The 18,742-nt window shown below is 63.2% G+C and carries 18 protein-coding genes; 4 read left to right on the top strand and 14 right to left on the bottom strand.

Going from position 1 to position 18,742, the window contains the following annotated elements; all coding sequences use genetic code 11:
- Positions 1–3: 3 nt before the first annotated feature.
- From WFP78_RS08665 to WFP78_RS08645, 5 genes are all read right to left on the bottom strand, one after another.
- A complete protein-coding gene (locus WFP78_RS08665; RefSeq protein ID WP_025160948.1) occupies positions 4–279 on the bottom strand; it encodes a hypothetical protein in 276 nt (91 codons plus the stop codon).
- Entirely contained in the window at positions 272–472 is a 201-nt protein-coding gene (locus WFP78_RS08660) for a hypothetical protein (protein ID WP_157081299.1), read from the bottom strand. Before WFP78_RS08660 ends, WFP78_RS08665 begins: the two co-directional genes overlap by 8 nt.
- Positions 465–1,832, bottom strand: a complete 1,368-nt coding sequence (locus WFP78_RS08655; RefSeq protein ID WP_245842977.1) for a hypothetical protein — start codon at positions 1,830–1,832, stop codon at positions 465–467. The genes WFP78_RS08660 and WFP78_RS08655 overlap by 8 nt, the downstream gene beginning before the upstream one ends.
- A gap of 259 nt (positions 1,833–2,091) precedes the next feature.
- Positions 2,092–2,736 (bottom strand): hypothetical protein, encoded by a 645-nt coding sequence (locus tag WFP78_RS08650; protein ID WP_020819416.1) that lies wholly within the window; start codon positions 2,734–2,736, stop codon positions 2,092–2,094.
- A 61-nt stretch (positions 2,737–2,797) separates the two neighbouring features.
- Positions 2,798–3,832 carry a deazapurine DNA modification protein DpdA family protein gene (locus WFP78_RS08645; protein ID WP_336960664.1) on the bottom strand — a complete coding sequence of 345 codons (1,035 nt, stop codon included), beginning with the start codon at positions 3,830–3,832 and terminating at the stop codon, positions 2,798–2,800.
- Between the two features lie 28 nt (positions 3,833–3,860).
- Between WFP78_RS08645 and WFP78_RS08640 the strand changes: the two genes are divergently transcribed.
- A complete protein-coding gene (locus WFP78_RS08640; RefSeq protein ID WP_020819414.1) occupies positions 3,861–4,355 on the top strand; it encodes a hypothetical protein in 495 nt (164 codons plus the stop codon).
- Between the two features lie 35 nt (positions 4,356–4,390).
- Here WFP78_RS08640 and WFP78_RS08635 read toward each other — a convergent pair whose 3' ends face one another.
- The 4 genes from WFP78_RS08635 to WFP78_RS08620 all read right to left on the bottom strand — a co-directional run bounded on the left by WFP78_RS08635 (position 4,391) and on the right by WFP78_RS08620 (position 6,399).
- On the bottom strand, positions 4,391–4,897 hold the full coding sequence (locus WFP78_RS08635) for a thermonuclease family protein (RefSeq protein WP_020819413.1): 507 nt from the start codon (positions 4,895–4,897) through the stop codon (positions 4,391–4,393).
- 53 nt (positions 4,898–4,950) lie between these two features.
- A complete protein-coding gene (locus WFP78_RS08630) occupies positions 4,951–5,430 on the bottom strand; it encodes a hypothetical protein (protein WP_020819412.1) in 480 nt (159 codons plus the stop codon).
- Between the two features lie 118 nt (positions 5,431–5,548).
- Positions 5,549–5,755: a hypothetical protein gene (locus WFP78_RS08625; protein WP_020819411.1), complete on the bottom strand. Its 207-nt coding sequence runs from the start codon at positions 5,753–5,755 to the stop codon at positions 5,549–5,551.
- Between the two features lie 32 nt (positions 5,756–5,787).
- Positions 5,788–6,399: a DUF6927 domain-containing protein gene (locus tag WFP78_RS08620; protein WP_067738952.1), complete on the bottom strand. Its 612-nt coding sequence runs from the start codon at positions 6,397–6,399 to the stop codon at positions 5,788–5,790.
- A gap of 164 nt (positions 6,400–6,563) precedes the next feature.
- On the opposite strand from WFP78_RS08620, the gene WFP78_RS08615 reads away from it, so the two are divergent.
- A complete protein-coding gene (locus tag WFP78_RS08615; RefSeq protein WP_020819407.1) occupies positions 6,564–7,490 on the top strand; it encodes a PLP-dependent cysteine synthase family protein in 927 nt (308 codons plus the stop codon).
- Here WFP78_RS08615 and WFP78_RS08610 read toward each other — a convergent pair.
- Together WFP78_RS08610 and WFP78_RS08605 are read right to left on the bottom strand one after the other, a co-directional pair.
- Positions 7,379–8,440 (bottom strand): ArdC family protein, encoded by a 1,062-nt coding sequence (locus WFP78_RS08610; RefSeq protein WP_081796477.1) that lies wholly within the window; start codon positions 8,438–8,440, stop codon positions 7,379–7,381. The two genes, WFP78_RS08615 and WFP78_RS08610, sit on opposite strands and share 112 nt — an antisense overlap.
- An 81-nt stretch (positions 8,441–8,521) precedes the next feature.
- A complete protein-coding gene (locus WFP78_RS08605) occupies positions 8,522–10,636 on the bottom strand; it encodes a ParB/RepB/Spo0J family partition protein (protein WP_020819396.1) in 2,115 nt (704 codons plus the stop codon).
- Between the two features lie 152 nt (positions 10,637–10,788).
- Here WFP78_RS08605 and WFP78_RS08600 point away from each other — a divergent pair, with 152 nt between their 5' ends.
- Positions 10,789–11,655: an arginase family protein gene (locus WFP78_RS08600; RefSeq protein ID WP_021222983.1), complete on the top strand. Its 867-nt coding sequence runs from the start codon at positions 10,789–10,791 to the stop codon at positions 11,653–11,655.
- A gap of 204 nt (positions 11,656–11,859) precedes the next feature.
- On the opposite strand, the gene WFP78_RS08595 is transcribed toward WFP78_RS08600, so the two are convergent.
- The gene (locus tag WFP78_RS08595) at positions 11,860–12,471 is read right to left on the bottom strand and encodes a PAS domain-containing protein (RefSeq protein WP_020819394.1); all 612 of its coding nucleotides are present in this window, start codon (positions 12,469–12,471) and stop codon (positions 11,860–11,862) included.
- Between the two features lie 176 nt (positions 12,472–12,647).
- Here WFP78_RS08595 and WFP78_RS08590 point away from each other — a divergent pair, with 176 nt between their 5' ends.
- A complete protein-coding gene (locus WFP78_RS08590) occupies positions 12,648–12,968 on the top strand; it encodes a hypothetical protein (protein WP_179220876.1) in 321 nt (106 codons plus the stop codon).
- Between the two features lie 73 nt (positions 12,969–13,041).
- Here the strand turns inward: WFP78_RS08590 and WFP78_RS08585 are convergent, their stop codons facing one another.
- The gene (locus WFP78_RS08585; RefSeq protein ID WP_179220877.1) at positions 13,042–14,208 is read right to left on the bottom strand and encodes an SH3 domain-containing protein; all 1,167 of its coding nucleotides are present in this window, start codon (positions 14,206–14,208) and stop codon (positions 13,042–13,044) included.
- A 300-nt stretch (positions 14,209–14,508) separates the two neighbouring features.
- Entirely contained in the window at positions 14,509–18,729 is a 4,221-nt protein-coding gene (locus tag WFP78_RS08580) for a strawberry notch family protein (RefSeq protein WP_336960649.1), read from the bottom strand.
- Positions 18,730–18,742 lie beyond the last annotated feature (13 nt).

The raw sequence follows: 18,742 nt of genomic DNA, 5'->3' as shown, positions 1-18,742 counted from the left end.
GGGCTATTCCTGACCAGGAGATGCGGACAGGCTCTCAACCTGTATCCGGAAGGTGGCGCCATCATTGAGCGTCAACCCGATCTCGACACCGTCTTCATTTTCACAGCTGGAGAGGATTTCCACGTCAGCACGGGTTCCATGCACAGCCGAGACGATATGATGGTGGTGATCCCCTGACGGCCGCCCTCCCACGTCGCATGCCTGCATGTGGGTCTCGAGCAACTCGCACAGCACTGCGGCGACTGTGCATGCTTTCGTCATGGACGATCCGTCAGTCATCTGCGTGCTCCATCCTGTCGTCAAAGAAGGTGCCGTCGTTGCCGAGCGCGGTGAGTTCAGCCTGCAGGGCATGGGGTGGGACATCGTCGGCGGATGTGATGGCGAAGGCGCCAACCATGTCACCGAAGTCCATTTCCTCGCCGATACGGGCGAGGCTCATGGTCGAGAGGCGATCCTCATCGCTGTCATGCATCAACAGCGTGACGCCAATAGTCACCTTTCGGATTTTCATCATCGTTCCTTCCCTGGATTGACGTGTTTGCTGGCCTTGGCCATGCCAGCCGCGTTGCACCGCCGAATGCCCGCAGGCGCGCTGCCATCGTGCTGCGCAGACGGGCGCGATTTGCGATGACGGTTTCCCATGCCAATGGCTCGCCTCGCGCCGTGACGAAGCCCGCGGCAGGCTTACCGTCGGCGGTTTCGATGACGATGCGGTGGCCGCGCGGGGGAAGCTTGCCGGCATAACGGGCCGTAAATTCTCCGAGCCGGCCCGTCAGGCCATTGACGGCCTTGCCCCAACGAATGTGGCCTGCCCCGACCGTCTGGCCCGCGAGAAACCCACGGTCGAGCCAGATACGAAAGTGCGTCCGTTGCTGGAGCGCGGTGTTCCGCGTTCGTTCCATTGTCCGGCAAAGCGGAAGCGCTGCAGCATGTGCATCGAGCAAAGCCAGATAATACCCTTGGGCAGCGACAAGGATGTCATCAAAGTCGCGATCACCGAGCAGCGCCCGCAAGCAGGCCTGGAGTGCGCGATCGGACGCGAGTACCTCCAGTGCTTCGGGACCACCGAGGGGCAGCGCCGTATCGGCCCTATCGAGAGGGTGAAAACCGGCTCCGGAAATGACGACGATGGTCGCCTCCCCGCAGCCCGAGCAGGAATCGAGAGCCGGACGAAGCAGGGCCGTTTTTGCCGGCGCGGCGACCAGTCCGGCTTCGGGCGCACCGATCAGGAGGAGGCGACGATGCCAGCGTGCCGGCCGCGGCACGTCAGTCGGCTTGAGCCATTCGCTGGGACGAGGCCGCGCGGGCAAAATGGCCGAAGACGTTGGTGTGCGATCCACCATCAAGGCGCGGCGCGCGGTGTCGAAGAGGTCATCGCGGTTGCCGCCACCATCGCAAAAGCCGTGATCATAGGCTTCGGCGCCCGCATCGAGTGGGCCAGGCTTGCGGCATTCGGGATCCCAGCCCGCATGCGCGGCATACCAGCCATCGGCATAGCGGACCGATCGATCCCAGTCATGGCCATGGAGATCGCGCGCGCGCAGAATGGCACGATCGCGATCATCCCCCCGTCCCTCGGCGACTCGTCTTGCGGTGAAGGCGAAATTGCGGGCCTGTCGTTCCGCCTCGACCATGTGCGCCATCGCTTCCATCACCGGCCGCAGTGCCGTGACACGCTCGCGCATACGTGCCATGCGCTGATCGAGTGGGGAATCGTTCGCAAGGTCCGGGAAGCGGCGCCAGGCATCAGCGAGCGCCGCTGCTTGTACCGGGCTTCGACCATGGGCAATCCATGCGTCGGTGTCAGCGGGGTCAAACGGCTCTGACATCATCGGTCTCCTTCGATGCGAATCCCAGGAGACGTGGCGGCGATGGTCGGAGGGGACAGCGTACCGCTCCGACAGTTTCTCGATCACACCCACAACTGGCATACGCGCGCGCAAGCCCGCGCCCGAAATCGGAATGCACCGAGATCAACGCTTGCCGTTCGAACGAACTTTCCGTGAAAGGTATATAGAGGCGATAGGAATAGCCCGACTCCTGGACGCCGATCCTGACGCGGACGAAAAGAATGCGCATGATCGCCTTCGTTCAGGCGACGAGACGGGGAACAACGGGCTGCGATGTGGACAAGCGAAGCTCCCGCCGGATTCGTGCGGCGAAGCGGCCCGGGTCGACAAGTTCGCGGATTGACGCCCAACAATTACGGTCTCCAAGATGATCGTCGCGGCCCTGCACCTTGCGAAAGCACACTTCCCGATCGGGACCGGAGAGGCCGAGCGAGAGTTGCACCCAGACATCCTCGCCGTGCAGCGTCACTTCGCCTGACACGGCGGGACCACCCTTGTTGGACCGGATATCGAAACTGCCCTCGTCGAGCGCGAGGGCGTCGGCCAGGCGGCGCATGGCGGCGCGCCCCTCCGAATGAAACAGGCGCTTGGCGGGCTCGTCATGGGCAACGCCGCGATAGGCGAGCGTCTTCAGAACCGGCCGGTTCCGCAGCTCGGCGATCCGCGCGATGCAGTCGCGCCGCAGATCCGCGTCCGGTGCACGCGTTTCGCACACCGTCCCCAGATGGCGCGCAAGCAGAATAACCGCCGGATCACGTTCGAGATCGATGCCGGCGTTGCGGCAATCGGTGATGGCGGCGTGGATCGCATGCAGCGCCGTGCCGATCGTGATCAGCGCGCTGGGATCGAGAGCCTGACTGTAGCGGAAGGCGAGATCATAATTCATGAGAGTCTCCGGGTCTCGAGCGGTTCGGCCGCTCACACCTCCGTTCCCCCTCTCCTCACCTTCAGTCCGCTGATGCTGCGCCGTAGATGTCCGCTGCCCATTGCTCGGTCCACAGGGCCGTCATCTCGTCATGGTCGAGATCGCCGGTTTCGATGAGATCGCGTATCTCGCGGCGCGCCTGTGCGATCACCCGCTCCCAGGGGTCTGCCGGTTCGGGAGGTGGCGGCACCTCAGGTTGCACCGGCAACTGTCGCGAAGGCCGATCAAGGCGAGCATGCTGTCTGTGCAACCACTGCGTCATATGGTCCGCCACCAAGCGGTCGGTCTTGGCTTGACCACAACGTCGCGCGGCGATGCGCGCGCTGACCCCATAGGCCTGGCTGTCGATCGAGGCGATACGATGGGCGAAGGCGGTGAGATAGGGGATGGCGGCGCCCTTGACGCCGAAGAGATGCAGACGGGTCTGCCTTGGCAGCACCTGGTCGAGACGATCAACGACGGCGATCAGTCCATCCGCGCCATGGACAGGGCGCCGGCACATGCTGCCGACACCGACAAGCCCGGCGCGCTCGATCATATGCGCGAGCGCCACTGCACAGCGTTCATAATCACCGGGATGACGTCCCTGAATGACCGGCATGAAGGTCGCATCGATCCCGGCATCTTCAGCGCGCAGCCGGCATTCGATGTTGGCCCGGATGGTACGGGACATGCGGTCGAGCACCTCGTTGCGATCGCTGGCCACTTCCTGCTCGACGCAATAGTCGAGGCTTGCCCACCAGCGGAATGGATAGGCTGCGGCCAGGCCGACATAATCATCGACCATCCAGGGATAGCGCCCATAGGTGACCATTGCGCTGAACCCCGCGCTGTCGAGGCTGAGGCTGCGAAGACCATGCGCATTCATGAGTGGCCGCGTCGTCCAGCCGGCCCATTCGCGCCAACCTCGCTTCGTCGACCAGCGCGACAGGGCATTGGCGGAAATCAGGACGGGCTGCTGAAGCTGTCGGGCGCGCCGCAGGAGCACCCCATCAGCAAGGTGCGGCAGTCCCACCATGACAGCGATCGAGCGTGACTTGACCGGATAATTGTTCATGTTATGTTCCATTCAAGGGAGATTTTTAATGACCGAGCAGGCCGCCCGCTATTTTGAACCGTTCGATCTCGATGTGACGCTGCGCGATGCCGCGCTTGACGATCAAAACCGCCCCACCCGCCGCATGCTGGCCAATGCGGCGATCGGTATGCATGTCGAGGATGCCTATTATTCGGTGCGCGAACTGCGCGAGGCGATGTCCTGGGTCCATGAGGGTGAGACGGGCGGCAAGCGCAAGCTCGCGTCCATCCTGAGCAATCCGGCAGGCGACGATTTCCAGCGCTGCATCTATTTCTGCCTCGCTGGCCGCGGCATCGTCGAGATGCTCGACGATCTGATGTGGCTCGAAGAGCTGCTCGAAGCGCGCGGCCGCGTCGCGGGCAGCATCCACCGCCGGAAAATCAGGGCACGTCCGCTGGTCTCGCCTTATGTAGCTGACGAACCGGATGGCCCTGTCGTCGCCTCAACCGAGAACTTCAGGCAAGGCCGTTCCTGGTGGGCCGATCCCGGCCTCACTGCCTGACGGGACCGCGCGGTACGCCGCTCCAGCCTTGGAGATCACCGCTCACAAGCGAGGCGGTCGCCGCGCCGCCACCGAGCCGGCTCGATCCACTGGCCAGCGAACGCGCCAGCCTTGTTTCGCTGCGCGGCGGCAAAGGCTTCGGTATATTGCTTCGCACGCGCCGGATCGGTTTTCAGGAATTGGGGTTGGGGAATGGCGAGACCCGCGCGGATCAGCGTCTCTCCGAGATCGCGGCCTTTCACGGTCACAGTCGCCACCGGCCGACCATAGCTCGAGCGGTTGGTGAGCCGGATTTGGGCGTCGGCTTCGCCCAGAATCCGCGCGGCATGATCCTGAGCCGCCTTGCCACATTCCCAGCACGACCGCGCCCGTTCACAGAGCTGACGGCGCTCGAACGCATCGACACCAAGGAGACGGAAATCGGCTGCAATCGTGTCGCCATCGAGCGCGCGAGCGGATGCGGTAAACCCCGGCTCATTGACGGGAGCACCCCGGACGTCGCATGCGGAGACAAGGAATAGGAAACACAGAAAACGATACATTCGATGTCTATGACAAAGGGCGCTGATCTTTTCCATTGCGTCGAACACGAAGTTCAGTCCCCAGGAAACCAGTCGAACGTCAAGGTGCGCGCGCCGGCCCGGCTTTCGAGTTCAAGGACGTCGGCAATGGTCCAGATCTTGCGGGATTCGCGCGCCAGGTCCGCGTAACCACCGTAGGTGCAGCCGCCATGCACGATGAACTGGGCGTGGATGTTCTGGGTCGCCGCTTCGGAGAGAAAGAAGCCCGCAACGCCCTTGATATATTGTGGCGGGAGAACGCCCAGCATAGCGTCGTAGAAACGCTGCGTGATCCGGCTGAGAGGAAATGACGCCAATGTTTCGGCGCGCGTGCGTTCGAAATAGGCGTTGGTGGACTCGACAACAGCGTCGGGATGGCGATCGCGGTGACGCGCGAGCAGCGCGGCTGCGTCCTCCCTGCTGTGTGCGTAGTCGAGGGGGAATTTCGAAGACCGCGCGGTAATGTAAAAGTTAGTGTCCATGGCGGATCCTTCCAGCTTGGAGAACACCGTCATTCATCCCCCTTCCCTCTTGCCATGGGTCGCGAGCGGCGGGATCATGGGCCTGGCTGCGTTGCAGCGGCGGTCAGCATGCGGATGGGCTTTGCTCCGGAAGACATGAATGGAGAGGGCTTCAGGCGACCATCTCGAGGACGATCAGGCCCGACGACGCAGGGTCGGTAGAGATGCGGAAAGGCTGCAGCGGATCGGTAGTGCGCAGGATGCTTACCTTACCCTGCGAATGATCGAAAATCCGGCTGGCGACGCGCAGGGCATTCTCGCGGCTGCAGAGCAACTGGCGTTTGGGAGACAGACAACGCCTGTCGATGGCCGTCGTCATGACCTGATCCCTTTCTCCTCGAGGATTGACGCTCATGCAAACAGCGTCTTGTGGATCTTGGTGACCGGTACGACCACCCAGGCGCGCGTCATGAGGCGACTGATCCGGTAGAAGCAGCCATTCTGCGGATCGCGAAGCACGAGCCTCCGGCCGCGCTTGCAGACGACGAACTCCTGCGCGACATTACCGTCGGTGAAGGTCACCGGCTCGGGAAGCCGGATGCGATCCCCGTCCGCGAGTTTGCGCGCGCGGTGCGCAAGGTTCGCCCGGCAACGTGCGCGCCAATCGAGCGCATATTCATGCTCGGTCGGGCTCAGCAGATCGAGGATCGCCGCGGGGCAGTCGGCCTCGCATGGCCCCATATTTTCGGTCATATCCTTGTACCCGAACTGGTGGCCATCGCGCGAGCGTGGATTCCAGCGCACCAGGCACACTACCGCGAAAACGTTGCCGGCAATGCCGTCCACGATTTCCTGGGCTGCGGCGTAATAGGTCCGATTTCCCGGACAGGAGGACGCGAGCACCCTGAGGCCGCGTTTCGTGCCGTCCTCGAGCGTGTTTTCGTAGGTAAGCTGCGCGTCGAGATAGGATTTGGCGGTCTTGTGGCCGCCCATCGACGTAAAGGGCATGAAGAGCCATCCCATGATGAGTCCTTTCTTGAGGAAGGAAACCGGCCGCTGGCCGTTTCCGGTTTGAGGATCGTCGGGCCGCGAGCGCTGGTCAGCAGGCGAACGCCCGCGTATCAAAGTCGCAGTATTTTCATGTCGTGCGGATGTGACCTTCCGCACCCGTCATTGTCGGAGAAGTCATGCTCGCCGCGTCGGCCATTGAGATAATCGGCGGCACGCCTTTGATCGCACTGGATCGCATCTACACGGGTCCTGGTCGCATCATCGCCAAGGCCGAGTTCCTGCTGCCCGGGGGAAGTGTGAAGGACCGTGCCGCCAAGGCGATCCTGCTTGCCGCAAGAGAGGATGGCCGGCTGAAGCCGGGAATGCCGGTCGTGGAAATGACGAGCGGAAACATGGGCGCCGGACTGGCGGTGGCATGCGCCGCGCTCGGCCATCCCCTCGTCGTCACGATGTCGGCAGGCAACAGTCCGGCGCGAGCGAAGATGCTCGAAGGACTCGGCGCCGAAGTGGTGCTCATCGCCCAGGTGGATGGAAGCCCGGGCCAGGTGACGGGTTCCGATGTCAATGCTGCCGCACAGGCGGCTTGCGCGATCGCCCGGGCGCGTGACGGTTTCTACGTCGATCAGTTCAACGCTGCAGAGGGGATCGCAGCGCACGAGACCACGACAGGCCCGGAGATCCTGGCGCAGTTCGGTGGCCCGGTCGACGGATGGGTTGCAGCGGTCGGCACGGGCTGCACCTTCGTGGGCGTTGCAAAGGCGTTGAAGCGCGCCAATCCCGGTACGGTCTGCGCCGCTGTCGAACCGCTGAACGCGCGGCCGCTGGCCGGAGAACCGGTGCTCGACGCCCGGCATAAACTCCAGGGCATCGGTTATGGCACGGTTCCGCCGCACTGGGATCCGTCGCTGATGGATATGAGTGTCGGCATCAGCGATGATGAAGCTGAAGAGTGGCGGCGTACTCTGGCCCATCGCGAGGGCCTGTACGTCGGCTATTCTGCCGCTGCGAACGTCTGCGCCGCGGCAAAGCTGCTGGCATCGGGGCGGTTGACGGCTGATGCCGTCGTGGCAACGGTGCTTTGTGATACCGGCCTGAAATACTGAACCTCGGCGTGGGGGTGGCCCCGATGGACGTGCATCCGGTCGGCTGCCGGCTGCGCCTTGCTCGCCGCGCCGAAGCTTTTGAGATACGCGAAAGCCTGTTCAGCCTTGGCGGCAGCGTGGATGATCGCGGTCTTGTCGCCGCGGAGGATACCGAGCCAATGCGCCACATAGCTCGCATGACTGTCATGGAGGACGTTGGGCAGACCAAGGTCAGCACAGCAGAGCCCCGCCCCGATCTCCGCGACCAGTTCTTCGAACGCATAGGCCTTGTCGCCGAAGCGCTTGCCGAAGGTCCGTGCGAGTCGGCTGGAATGGCCCGACCAGTGAACCGTCTCGTGGCAACGCGTCGACGCATAGTGATCCATGCTGCGGAAGGCCGTTCGGTTCGGCAGCTGGATATGATCGAAGGTCGGTGTGAAGTAGGCTTGGTTTCCGCCATGGCGAACGTCGGCAGGGATTCCCGTGAAGAAGGCGTCGATCGCCGCCTGCCGCTCGGACGGGATCAGAGGCTGCTCCGGTTCGTCAGAGGGGTAGAAATAGGCTGGAAGACCGTCGATCTGATCGGCGTTGAACACGATGTAATGGCGCAGGAACCGGATGCTCCGCTCCACTTGCTTGCCGGTTTCGGGGTGCTCCTCACGCTTCTTGAACGAGGAATAATAAACCGAAAGCGCGCCGGTTTGACCCTTGCGGACGTGCCCGCCTAGCGTTTCCGCCTGGCGCCAGGTCATCCAGTAACGCGAACGATAACCCTGGGCATCGCCGAGCGCCCAGAGATAAAGCGTATTGATGCCCTGATACGGCGTGCCGCAATGACGCAGCGGGCGTCCGCCCGCCCCGTTCAGCCGCCAGGGCCTCGACCAGGGCGGAACACCCTCCTCGAGCTTGCGGATGATGAGGTCGGTGATTTCGGCGGCGACATCGCGGCTCGTGCGTTTCGCAAGGGACATGGCGCTTCTCCGTGCGGAAGGGGAAAAGGCCGCCGGCACGGGACCACGCGCCGGCGGCAAGGCATCCAGGAGAAAGCGGCGTCAGGCCGCGAGAGCGTCCTGATCGGGCGATTCCGCTTCGATTTCGCAGGCACCGGACACTGTCTCGTCGACGCCAGCCACGCCAACCTCTTCGGCATCCTCGGGCTCGACGATCGCCTGCTCTTCAGGATCGCCTTCGGCGGGTTCGAGATCGTCCGCCTCGGTCTTGTCGAGGAAGCGCATGGCGTCGGGCACCCAGGCAAGCGCCGCGTCCCGGACCTCGGGCTCGACGATCGCTTCGCCCGCGAAGAGCTTCGCGCACGATTCCGAGATCTCCGACTTCTTCATCGTCGCGTGGCGCGCGGTCAGCGCCGCGCCGCCGACATCGGCGAGCAGCGTCAGGATCGAGCCCTTGCTGATGCGGTCGAAGAAGTTCTCGGATGTCGGCCGCCACCAGCTTGCGACATCGACATCCATGATCGTCGCCAACCGGTTGTGGAGCGGACACTGCTCGGCGCGGTAGCTCGCCTTCGCTTCGAGCGACATCGCCACGATGTAGGCGAGCCAGGCCGCCTTGCTGTCGTCGTCGAGCGCCCGGAACGCCTCGAACCGGTCGACCTCGGACTTGTGCTCCAGCCAACTCGCATCGAGCCCGTCATGGGCTTCGGCGAGATAGCCCCGCGCGCGGGTCGTCGGCTGGTCGCCACTCACCGGATCCTGCGGCGAGCGAGCGCGAATGGTCGAGCCATAGGCGCTGAACGTGCTGGCGCGATCGTCAATCATGACGAAGAGCGCATAGTCGAGCGCCAGGGCCGGATGGCTGAGCAGGGTCGCTGCGAGCACGTCGCGCCGCTGCATCGCCAGCTCATCGTAGAGCCGGGCGCTGAGCGGCTTGCCGCCCGGGGCGATCGCTTCGGGCGGCGGAGCAGGCGGCGTGTAGCTGCCGCCCGGGCCGGTCGAACCGCCACCGCCGGCACCATCGCCGTGGTCGTCCTCGCCGTTTTCATCAGCGCCGCCGATGCTGACCGGTTCCTCGCTATAATATTCGGTGTCGAGGACCATCTCGCCTCTGGGCGTCAGCTTGAGAAACGCGCCGACGAGCGGCTTGATCTCGTCAGGCAGCACCGGCGGGATGTTGTGGAGCGCGTGTTCTTCCTCGGACAGGGCATCATATTCCTGGTCGAGCGCCTTGTAGGCATCCTCATCGATGGTCTCGTCATCCATCTCCTCGGCGATGGCTTCCTGCCGCTGTGCAATCGCATCGAGGCGGGCCAGCTGCGCCTCGGTGAAATCAGGCTGCGGCAGGATCACCCGGTAGAGGCCGGTCGCCGCGCTATGCGTGTAGTTCGACGCAATCGGCCGGATCCAGGCGAGACCGAGTTCCTCGCCGATCCGCTTGGCTTCCGCTTCCATGATGTCCGCGGCGAGCCGCTGCGCGATCTCGGGGTTCACCCACTTGTCGCCGCTGTCGCTGAAAAGGTCGCGGTCGATCTTGCCGCCAGCCTCGGCATAGCGGTCCTCGCCGACCAGGATCGCGACCGGATCGGTCGACTTCATCGTTTCGTTGGCGATGACGCGGCGGATAGTGTCGGCATTGGCATAGCTGGTGCCGTAGCTGTTCCAGACGAGAAGCTGCTTCTCCTGGTTTTCGGTCGAGGCATAGGCCTTGGCGACGTCCAGCGTGATGGTGCCTTCGCTCAGCGCCTCGAAGATGGGCTCGGCCAGGGTCGCGAGCCGCAGGCGGCCCTCGACGAACCGACGGGTGAGGCCGAAGCGCTTGGCGACACCGTCGATATCATTATTGAGACCGATGAAATACTGGAACGCGCGGCATTCCTCGGCAGGCGTCATCTTGAGCTGATGGAAGTTGGCCGCGGTCGAGGTCTCGGACAGGGTCGCCTCGTCGCCGACGAGAACCTTGACGGGAACATCGTAGGTTTCAGGGTCGATGGTGCCGCGCTCGGCGAGCATGAGCAGACCGCGCAGGCGGCGACCGCCATCGAAGACCTCGAAAGTGCCGCGCGGCTTTTTCACAGGCGTGACGAGCAGGTTCTGGAGTACGCCGCGAGCTTCGAGATCGGCGGCCATCTGCGGTATTTCCAGCAGGTCGTCGGGCCGCCTGCGGACATTGATGGGAGAAAGCGTAAGCTTCGAGAGCTTAACGGTCGTGGTCATCGGAGGAACTCCTTCTGGCATCCGGATCAGCCCGGACACCAGCATCACTCCCCCTTCCCTCTCGAACCCCGGGGCGCCCCGTGGGCGTGGCTTTTTTCCGCCGGACAACCTACATTGTCTTCTCTTCCGGCCTCGAAAGAATATGATCTGCGGTGACCTCCACGACGCTCCGTTTGAACATGCCGCAATGGCAGGGTGGCGATGAACCCGCCTATAGCTTTGGTTCCGAATTGTTGCGCTGGCTTGCCCCGCCGCATGACGGCCCCGAGGAAACCGTGGCGGTTCCGGAACCGGACGGAAGCTCCCCGCCGGTTAGCCGTGGCATCAAGTGGTGCGCCGCCCTCTTGTCTCAAGCAAGAGCGGCGCGCGAAGCCATCGAGCGGCATGCGCCCGATCGGATCGTGACGCTTGGCGGCGACTGCCTGGTCGATCTTGCGCCGATGGCGTATCTAAGCCGCAGATATGGTGAAAAGCTGGGCGTTCTCTGGCTCGATGCCCATCCCGACGTGATGAGCGCTGCCGAGTTTTCGCACGCCCATGCCCATGTGCTTGCCCTGCTGCTTGGCCGGGGCGACGAGGCTTTCACGGCAGAAGTGCCCCGCAAGCTGGACGCCCGGCGTGTGATGATCGCCGGCATGCAGGGATGGAACGCGGATGAAGACCTGATCCTGAAGGAACTGGGCATCCGGCATATCCCGCCAGCCGTCCTTGCTGACAGCAGCCGGCCAATCCTCGACTGGATCGAGACCGAGGGAATCACGCATCTTGCGGTACATTTCGACCTCGATGTCCTCGATCCGGCTCATTTTTCTCCGCTGCTGTTCAACAGGCCGGGCATGCCGGAGGGGGCCTTCGATGGAATAGAGCAAGGCCGTATGCAGCTGGACCAGGTGGTGCGCCTGTTGAAAGAGATCGGCGCGGCAGTGGATATGGTTGGCCTTGCCATCGCCGAACATCTGCCATGGGACATGCTGCGCCTGAGAAACAGCCTTGCCGAGTTACCCATCATGAAATCATGAAACTCACTGTGGGCTGAAACCGCCCCGAGTTTCGGAATACCAATGGCGCACCACTCGCGAAGCTATCCTCGCCGCTTTGGACACGCCCTCCCCCCGATCTCGAGGTAAACGTCGTCACCGCTACGCGATGCTTCACAATCTGAATGTGACGGACTTCTCCTGTGAGAGCGGCGCTGACCGCCGATGAGACGTCATTAGAGGGTGTCAATGACCAACGAAACCCGCAGTGCCGACTGTTTCGGTGACATCTCGTGCTTGATGCAGAATGCACACCAGCTGCGCTTCGTCATTCAGGATCGGAACGGACACCGTCTGCCAATAGCGCTCGAGAAACCGGCCATCGGAACCCCGCAGGTCATAGCGCTGTGCTTTCATGGCATGCTGGCGCCGTCCCTGTGCCGCGATGCGGATGGAATCAAACAAGCCTGCGACGCCGGTTGCATCCTCAAGATCCGGATTATCCGGAAAGACGTCAAAGAGCCTTTCTCCGGCCACTCTGCTGCGCTCGGTATAGGTGATGGCAGTATGCGCATCGTTGACGTCGAGGATTCGCATACCAGCCCTCGGATCGATGATCATCGTAGGCTGGGTAGAGGTCTCCGTCAGGCGTTGAAAAAGGCTCCGATCACATGATGATAGCGCGCCAAATTCAATAGGATATCTCTGCACGCCAAGTGCGGCGGCGTTGAGCAATGCAAGCTCGCGTTGAATTGAACGGATCTGCTGCAGCAGATAGCTGCGCTCGGTGTCGGCAACGTCTGCGCCCAGGCAGGCCCTGAATTTCTTCAAGTTTTCGTGCAGGATGAAGCGTTGCACATTACCCCCTAAGGTTTCAATTGTGCCTCGGATCTATGAACTTCTCCGGTCCCGAGAAGTTTCCCCGACTCGCTGGCATCTGCAACGCAATAAATACACTGAATGACCTCTGAGCACACGACGCGCACCTTAAGGTGCCATCCAACAGCTTCGCGGGCGCTGGTGACGATCGCCAGATGATAACGCGCAATCGCCGCTCGCCGACCCGCTTTAATGCGCTCAGTTCGACCAGCCCTGCCAGATCGCGCGTGGCGGTCGCCGAAGCGGCATCCGGGATCGTGCCGATAGTCGCGCGCGCTCAGCCCCCCAGCGAAGCCGTCCGGCCATTAGGCCGTCATGCGGATCAACGTCTTCTCGATCAAGAAACGGATACTCTCGATCGTTCGCCCATGCGCCTCCAGCACGATACCGGCGAACCAACCCAGCCGGTCATCGATCCGGTTGCTCTGGCTGGCCCGTTGCAGCTCGGCGTAATAAGCCTTGCTTATGCCGATTAATCATCGCCGAGAATATCGACTCCTTCTGAGCGCGCCGGGCGGCGCCTGCGCGCGGCCCTTCAGTCGTTGAAGGTTACTGTTCCGGTATGTTCAGCAGCTCGACTGCCGGCGCGAAGACCCAGCCTTCGGAGAGCTGGTCGGTGAGCGGATCGCGATAGACCACGAGCCGCCACTTACCGCGGCTATCCTTCACGGCAAGCAAGGTGCCGGCATCGCCGCGCATCAGTATCTGCGCCTTGCCCTGCGGCTCGCGACGGATCGGCGCGTCACGCTTCAGCTCTGCGCGGGGGAGGTTCGCGACATAGGCTTCGTCTGCCTTCTGATTGGCGGCGATGATCTTGTCGATCTTCTCCTGCAGGGTCTCGACTTGGACTTTCATCTCGGCATGGACCTTCTGCTCTGCTGGCGTCAGGTCTGCAGGGACGACCTCCTTGTAGATGCCATAGACGGTCATGATGAAGCCGATGAGCGCGATCGCACCGACATTGCGGAGCTCCTTCAGTGTGTTATCGCCGAACGTCGAGAAGATCACGCCTATCAGCTGCATGAATGCCGCCAGCAGGTCGACACTCTGTGCCGGATCTTCAGCGTGGCCGATCGCTTCGATCAGGCGGTGGGCCTCGATCACCTGCTCGGCCATGACGACCGCGCTGCTCGTCGCCACAGCCTCGGCCGTGGCGCGCAAGGTCATCATGTCGATCGTGCGCGCTCGCTCCGCCGCGACCTTCAGGATGCCAAGGCTGGGCGCCATGCGCTCGCTCAGCGCCTTGATCTGATCGCCGACCTGCGAGCCAGCCATCAGCTTTCCGATTATCGCCCTGTTCGCCTCGAACATGCTGCCAAGCTTCACCATGTCCGCGATCGTCGAGCCAATCAGCAGCTTTTGTGCCGCCAGAATGCCGGTGGGATCACGGTTAATCCCCATGGCGGTCCTCTGGATCTGCAACAACCAGCTCGTGGAGGCGAAGTCCTTCAGCACGGGGACGCGACTCATGCGCAGCGCCTCGGCTGCCGCTATCGTGTCGCTAACGCGCGTACCCTTCAGCATCGCCGCGGTCTTGAGGATACCGGACTTCTCGACTGCGTCCAGCGCCGTGAAGACGCTCGGCAGCGGCTTGATCGCGCTCGGCAGGGCAAAGTTCGGGCCCATCGCCCGCTTGATAAGGTCCGACTGCTCGCGCTGCAGCTTCATGGCTTCATACAACGGGCTGTCAGGCCCGAATGGGAATTTGTTGCTCATGGAGATTCCATCGCAGAATCGAGTCCCCGGTTCGACCAACTTTTGGGCAACCACAGTGAACCGCGCACATTTTTTCAGCGCACCGAGCGATCGCAACATGGGACGGGGCGCGCGGCACTGTATGGACATCGAACCCCTTCACGCCGGCGGGGCCTGACCTTCGGTCGTTTCATTCATGAACCTACTTTTCAACTCTCTGCACGACAGTCAGAAAGGAGGGATGTTGTTCACTGTCAAACCCGAAGAACTCAAAGACTTTGATCGACTGACAGGCCGTGCCGCCGGACCGTCGAAGAGCCATCAACTTGGCTCTTCGAAGAGGCCCGACAAAACTGTCTCGGCCGATGGCACCGGCACGAACACACGGGTCCGATATTGTATTACTTCGGTAAAGCAGCCGATCGACTTGAGCCACGGCAGGCGATCATGCGGACAGCCGACCAGTTCGATGCGAGGCGAGCCGTTGACGAGCGAACGCTTGATCGTGAGGGGGAACGGTTGCGAGACATCGATGCTCCGCCCTGCCGTCACCGCCTTGACCACAGCGTCCGCCGGTAGGGCCTCAGCGCGGTCGATGCCGAGCCTGGCGAAGAGTGGGGGAACATGATCGTCGAAGACGAGGCGGCCCAACCATGATCGTCCTTCCCCATCGACGATGCGGTTGACTGCAAGATGGTCGCTCGGCAGCGCCGACCAGATGGGCAGAAGCAGGCCGGTGGCCAGCCGGATCGTCTCGCTGTCCACGGCTTGGCGGGCCGCTTCCACCTCGCCTGCCCAGGTTGTGCTGAACGTCTCGCGTGTCACTTCCTCCCAGGACGATTCATAAAGATCGTCTTCGCGCATATATTCGTTGCGCGTCGGCCGCATCATCTCGACACGCGGGATCGGCGTGCCTTCCTTCTCCTCCATCAGGGCCCGCGCCCGGGTCCGGAGCGCGGACTTGCCGGACTTCCGATTGATCATGAAGCGGGCACTGGCATCGCCATCGGCGATCCGCAGGATGCGCTCCAGTGTGACCGGATTGCGGCGGCGCGCGATTTCGATGGTGAGGAGGTGCGACGTCGCGCCGGTGAGCGGATCGGTGCGCAATATGATATCATCAATGAGTGTCGCCCGATCGACGAGGATCGTTTCGACCCCGACATCGAGGCGCCCGGCATCGCGCGCCGCCGAGACGCGGGTCTCGATCAGGGCGAGGAACTCGTCGAAGATGCTGTTCTGGAGTGCGATCGGTAGCGCGAGGATGCGGTTGAGCCATCGCTGTATAGGCGGCATTTCATCCTTGAGAACGCCATCCTTGTCGACCAGCTCGAGACCGGTGCGGTGCTGGAATTCGTCGAGGCTGGTGCTGGCAAGCTTGCCTGCCGCCAACAGGTCGAACCAGCTCAGGAGAGCAGCGCAGGCATATTCGCTCTCGAGATTGTCGGCGGGGTCGAACAGTCCTTGTCCGCCGGTCTGGCGCTGGCCGCGCGTGAGCGCCCCCAAGCTGTCGAGGCGGCGCGCGATCGTGCTGGTGAAGCGCAACTCGCCCTTGCAGTCGGTCGTCACCGGCCGGAACAGCGGCGTCGCCGCCTGATGTGTGCGGTGCGTCCGTCCTAGCCCCTGGATCGCACGATCCGCGCGCCAGCCGGGTTCCAGAAGAAGATGGACGCGCTGCTCCTGGTTCGCCGCGTCGAGCGAGGCATGATAGCTGCGCCCCGTGCCGCCGGCATCGGAGAAGACGAGTATCCGCTTGCGCCCCGCCTGGAATGCGGCAGCCTCCGCCTGGCTCGTGCGCGCCGACCGGCTCTCCAGTTTCTGCCTGCCATCGCTCGCGGTGATCAGGCGCTTGGTACGGCCCGTGACTTCGGCGACGGTCTCGTGCCCGAAATGTTCGAGCAGCGCATCAAGCGCCGACATGATGGGAGGCATCGCGCAGAGCTTTTCGATCAGCTCGGCCCGCGCCGCTTCGGCCTCCGGATTGTAGACGGGGTTGCCGTGCTCGTCGGTCATCGGCAGTGACCGCGGCGTGCCGGTGTCGTCTTTGAAGATCTGCATCTGCCGCGTCGGGAACGCACGCTCGAGATAGTCGATGATATATTCTCGCGGCGAGAGATCGATTTCGAGATCCGCGCGCTCCTCGGGATTGAGATCGCCAAGGCGCCGGTTGAGAATGGATTCCGCCGTCGTCACCAGCTGGAGCACCACGGACTGGCCATCGGAGACATGCGCGCGAATGGCAGCGATAACCGTCGGGAGCTTCATCGAAAGGAGCAGCTGACCGAAGAATCGCTGTTTCGTGGACTCGAAGCGCGAGCGCGCCGAGGCCTTGGCCCCACTGTTGAGCGTCGCATTCTCCAACCCGTCGACCACCGATGTCAACTCAAGGGCGCGTTCCATATTGCGATGAATGATCGCCCAGGCATCGGCATAGCTGTCATAGATGGCGATCTGGTCGGGCGTCAGTTCGTGCCGCAGGATCTCATATTCGACACCCACGAAGCTCAGCGCACGGGCAGTATAGAGACCTAGCGCCTTGAGGTCGCGCGCCACGAGCTCCATCGCCGCGATCCCGCCCTTGCGAATACCGGTGATAAACTGCTCGCGATTGGTGAAGGCGGTTTCCGGGCCCCAGAGGCCGAGCCTGACAGCATAGGCCAGGTTGTTGACGTCCGATGCGCCGGTCGCCGAAGCGTAGAGCACACGGGCTCCGGGGAGGTTGTTCTGAAGGAGAACCCCGCAAATGCCTTGTTGCGAGCCCTCCTTCGGGCCGAGAGCCCCCTCGCCGCCCGCGACGCCGCCCATCTCGTGCGCTTCATCGTAGCCGATAACGCCTTCGAAATCGTCGCCGGCCCAATCGATGATCTGCTTGAGGCGACTGTGATCGCCGCGCGCCGAGCGAAGTGTGGGATAGGTGACGAACAGGACGCCCTGCTCGAGCGCGATTGGCTGGTCGATCTTCCAGTTGGAAAGGGGCTGGATGTCGGCCGCGAGGCCACCGAGCGCGGTCCAGTCGCGCCGGGCATCCTCAAGCAGCGTTTCGTTCTTCGAGACCCAGATGTTGCGGCGCCGGCCCTGCAGCCAATTGTCGAGAATGCAGGCCGCGACCTGACGCCCCTTTCCCGCACCGGTGCCGTCTCCCAGGAAGTAACCCTTGCGATAGACTCGGCCGCCTTCGGCTTCGTCGAGACCAACACCTTCCTTGCTCGGCGTGAACCGGCCGGGCAGAAACTGGGACCAGGCGTGACCCGCATAGACAACTGTTTCGAGCTGCGAGGCGGAAAGCAGGCGCTCGGAAACGGTGCGTTCCGGGAGGTGAGGCACATAGTCGGGGATTGGCGCGGCGATCGATCCCATCGCCACCGATTCCACGAGCGCGGTCGGATGCTCGCCGGCCGCTTCGAACACGATCCGACTGGGCCTGTAGGGCAGATAGACGCCGACCTGATCGAGCAAGGGCGCGGGCGCATCGAGCGCGGTGTAGCCGACAGGCAGGATATTGTTGCGAACCGGCGCATGATAAGGCCTCGGCGCCGCCCGCGTGCTCTTGACCGCACGGAACAGGGACAGGCTGGAGGAGCGCTTTGGCGTCGGCGGTAACGCGGTCGTGATCGCGCTGCGTTCGGGAACGGTCAGGGCTCCCAGCAATTCGCGGATCGATCCGCGCTGGATGGTCGCCTGAACGGCGCCGCCCCCGACCTTGTCGATGACGAAGAGCCGGACCGCGATTGACGTCCCGTGCTTCAGATAGCATTTCTCGAGCCGGACCGACGTCCGGACGCTGACATCACGCAGCGTTGTCTCGAAAAGATCGCGCATGCGTGCATTGGGGCCGAACCAATCGGGCATGACCGCAACGAGCCTGCCACCGGGTTGCAAGCGTCGCAGGGCCGCCTGGAGATGGCGGACGGCGGCATGACTGTCGGCGCCGAGACCCACGGAGCGCGAGAAAGGCGGGTTCATCAGGACGATGCTGGGGCGCGGCGCGTCTGCGAGCGTGGAATTGATCGTCGCCCCGTCATGGCCGGTGATCACCGCATCGGGAAAGGCATGTCTCAGGCGCGCGCGGCGCGGCGCGGCATATTCGTTGAGCTGGAGACCGGCATGATCCCGGCAATGGGCGATGAGAAGTCCATTACCGGCACTCGGCTCCAGAATGACATCTCCGGGCTCGATAGCCGCCAGGACGACAGCAAGCGCGGCGAGATCAACGGGTGTCGAAAATTGCTGCCATTCGATCTGCTCCTCGCTGCGCACCGTCTGGGTGGGCAGCCGGTCGAGCAGGTCGCAGGCCGCACCGACATCGGCGAGTGAGCGCAGCGGATAGGGACCGAACTGGAGGTGGTGGGCGAGCGCATGCTCCAAAATCTTGAAACTGTCGCGCTGCGTCCATAGGCCATCGGCATCGGTGCCGCCAAATCCGGCGACCATCGCGGCATTGAGATCCGCGCGGGTAATGCGATCAACGGACCGGAGCCGTTCGACAAGGAGGGTGGTCGCGCGGCGTTCAGCCGCCGTCGCGGCATCAGAAAGGTTGGTCATTTAGGGGTCTCCA

Source organism: Sphingobium aquiterrae (genome assembly GCF_037154135.1).
GTDB lineage: Bacteria > Pseudomonadota > Alphaproteobacteria > Sphingomonadales > Sphingomonadaceae > Sphingobium > Sphingobium aquiterrae.
Note: the sequence above shows the minus strand (reverse complement) of the source record. Positions and strands in the feature narration are given on the sequence as shown.

What these genes read in the sequence shown, in the direction of transcription:
- WFP78_RS08665 (WP_025160948.1), bottom strand. Translation starts at nt 279, where the DNA reads ATGACTGACGGATCGTCCATGACGAAAGCATGCACAGTCGCCGCAGTG.
- WFP78_RS08660 (WP_157081299.1), bottom strand. Translation starts at nt 472, where the DNA reads ATGCATGACAGCGATGAGGATCGCCTCTCGACCATGAGCCTCGCCCGT.
- WFP78_RS08655 (WP_245842977.1), bottom strand. Translation starts at nt 1,832, where the DNA reads ATGATGTCAGAGCCGTTTGACCCCGCTGACACCGACGCATGGATTGCC.
- WFP78_RS08650 (WP_020819416.1), bottom strand. Translation starts at nt 2,736, where the DNA reads ATGAATTATGATCTCGCCTTCCGCTACAGTCAGGCTCTCGATCCCAGC.
- WFP78_RS08645 (WP_336960664.1), bottom strand. Translation starts at nt 3,832, where the DNA reads ATGAACAATTATCCGGTCAAGTCACGCTCGATCGCTGTCATGGTGGGA.
- WFP78_RS08640 (WP_020819414.1), top strand. Translation starts at nt 3,861, where the DNA reads ATGACCGAGCAGGCCGCCCGCTATTTTGAACCGTTCGATCTCGATGTG.
- WFP78_RS08635 (WP_020819413.1), bottom strand. Translation starts at nt 4,897, where the DNA reads ATGTATCGTTTTCTGTGTTTCCTATTCCTTGTCTCCGCATGCGACGTC.
- WFP78_RS08630 (WP_020819412.1), bottom strand. Translation starts at nt 5,430, where the DNA reads ATGACGGTGTTCTCCAAGCTGGAAGGATCCGCCATGGACACTAACTTT.
- WFP78_RS08625 (WP_020819411.1), bottom strand. Translation starts at nt 5,755, where the DNA reads ATGACGACGGCCATCGACAGGCGTTGTCTGTCTCCCAAACGCCAGTTG.
- WFP78_RS08620 (WP_067738952.1), bottom strand. Translation starts at nt 6,399, where the DNA reads ATGGGATGGCTCTTCATGCCCTTTACGTCGATGGGCGGCCACAAGACC.
- WFP78_RS08615 (WP_020819407.1), top strand. Translation starts at nt 6,564, where the DNA reads ATGCTCGCCGCGTCGGCCATTGAGATAATCGGCGGCACGCCTTTGATC.
- WFP78_RS08610 (WP_081796477.1), bottom strand. Translation starts at nt 8,440, where the DNA reads ATGTCCCTTGCGAAACGCACGAGCCGCGATGTCGCCGCCGAAATCACC.
- WFP78_RS08605 (WP_020819396.1), bottom strand. Translation starts at nt 10,636, where the DNA reads ATGACCACGACCGTTAAGCTCTCGAAGCTTACGCTTTCTCCCATCAAT.
- WFP78_RS08590 (WP_179220876.1), top strand. Translation starts at nt 12,648, where the DNA reads ATGATAACGCGCAATCGCCGCTCGCCGACCCGCTTTAATGCGCTCAGT.
- WFP78_RS08585 (WP_179220877.1), bottom strand. Translation starts at nt 14,208, where the DNA reads ATGAGCAACAAATTCCCATTCGGGCCTGACAGCCCGTTGTATGAAGCC.
- WFP78_RS08580 (WP_336960649.1), bottom strand. Translation starts at nt 18,729, where the DNA reads ATGACCAACCTTTCTGATGCCGCGACGGCGGCTGAACGCCGCGCGACC.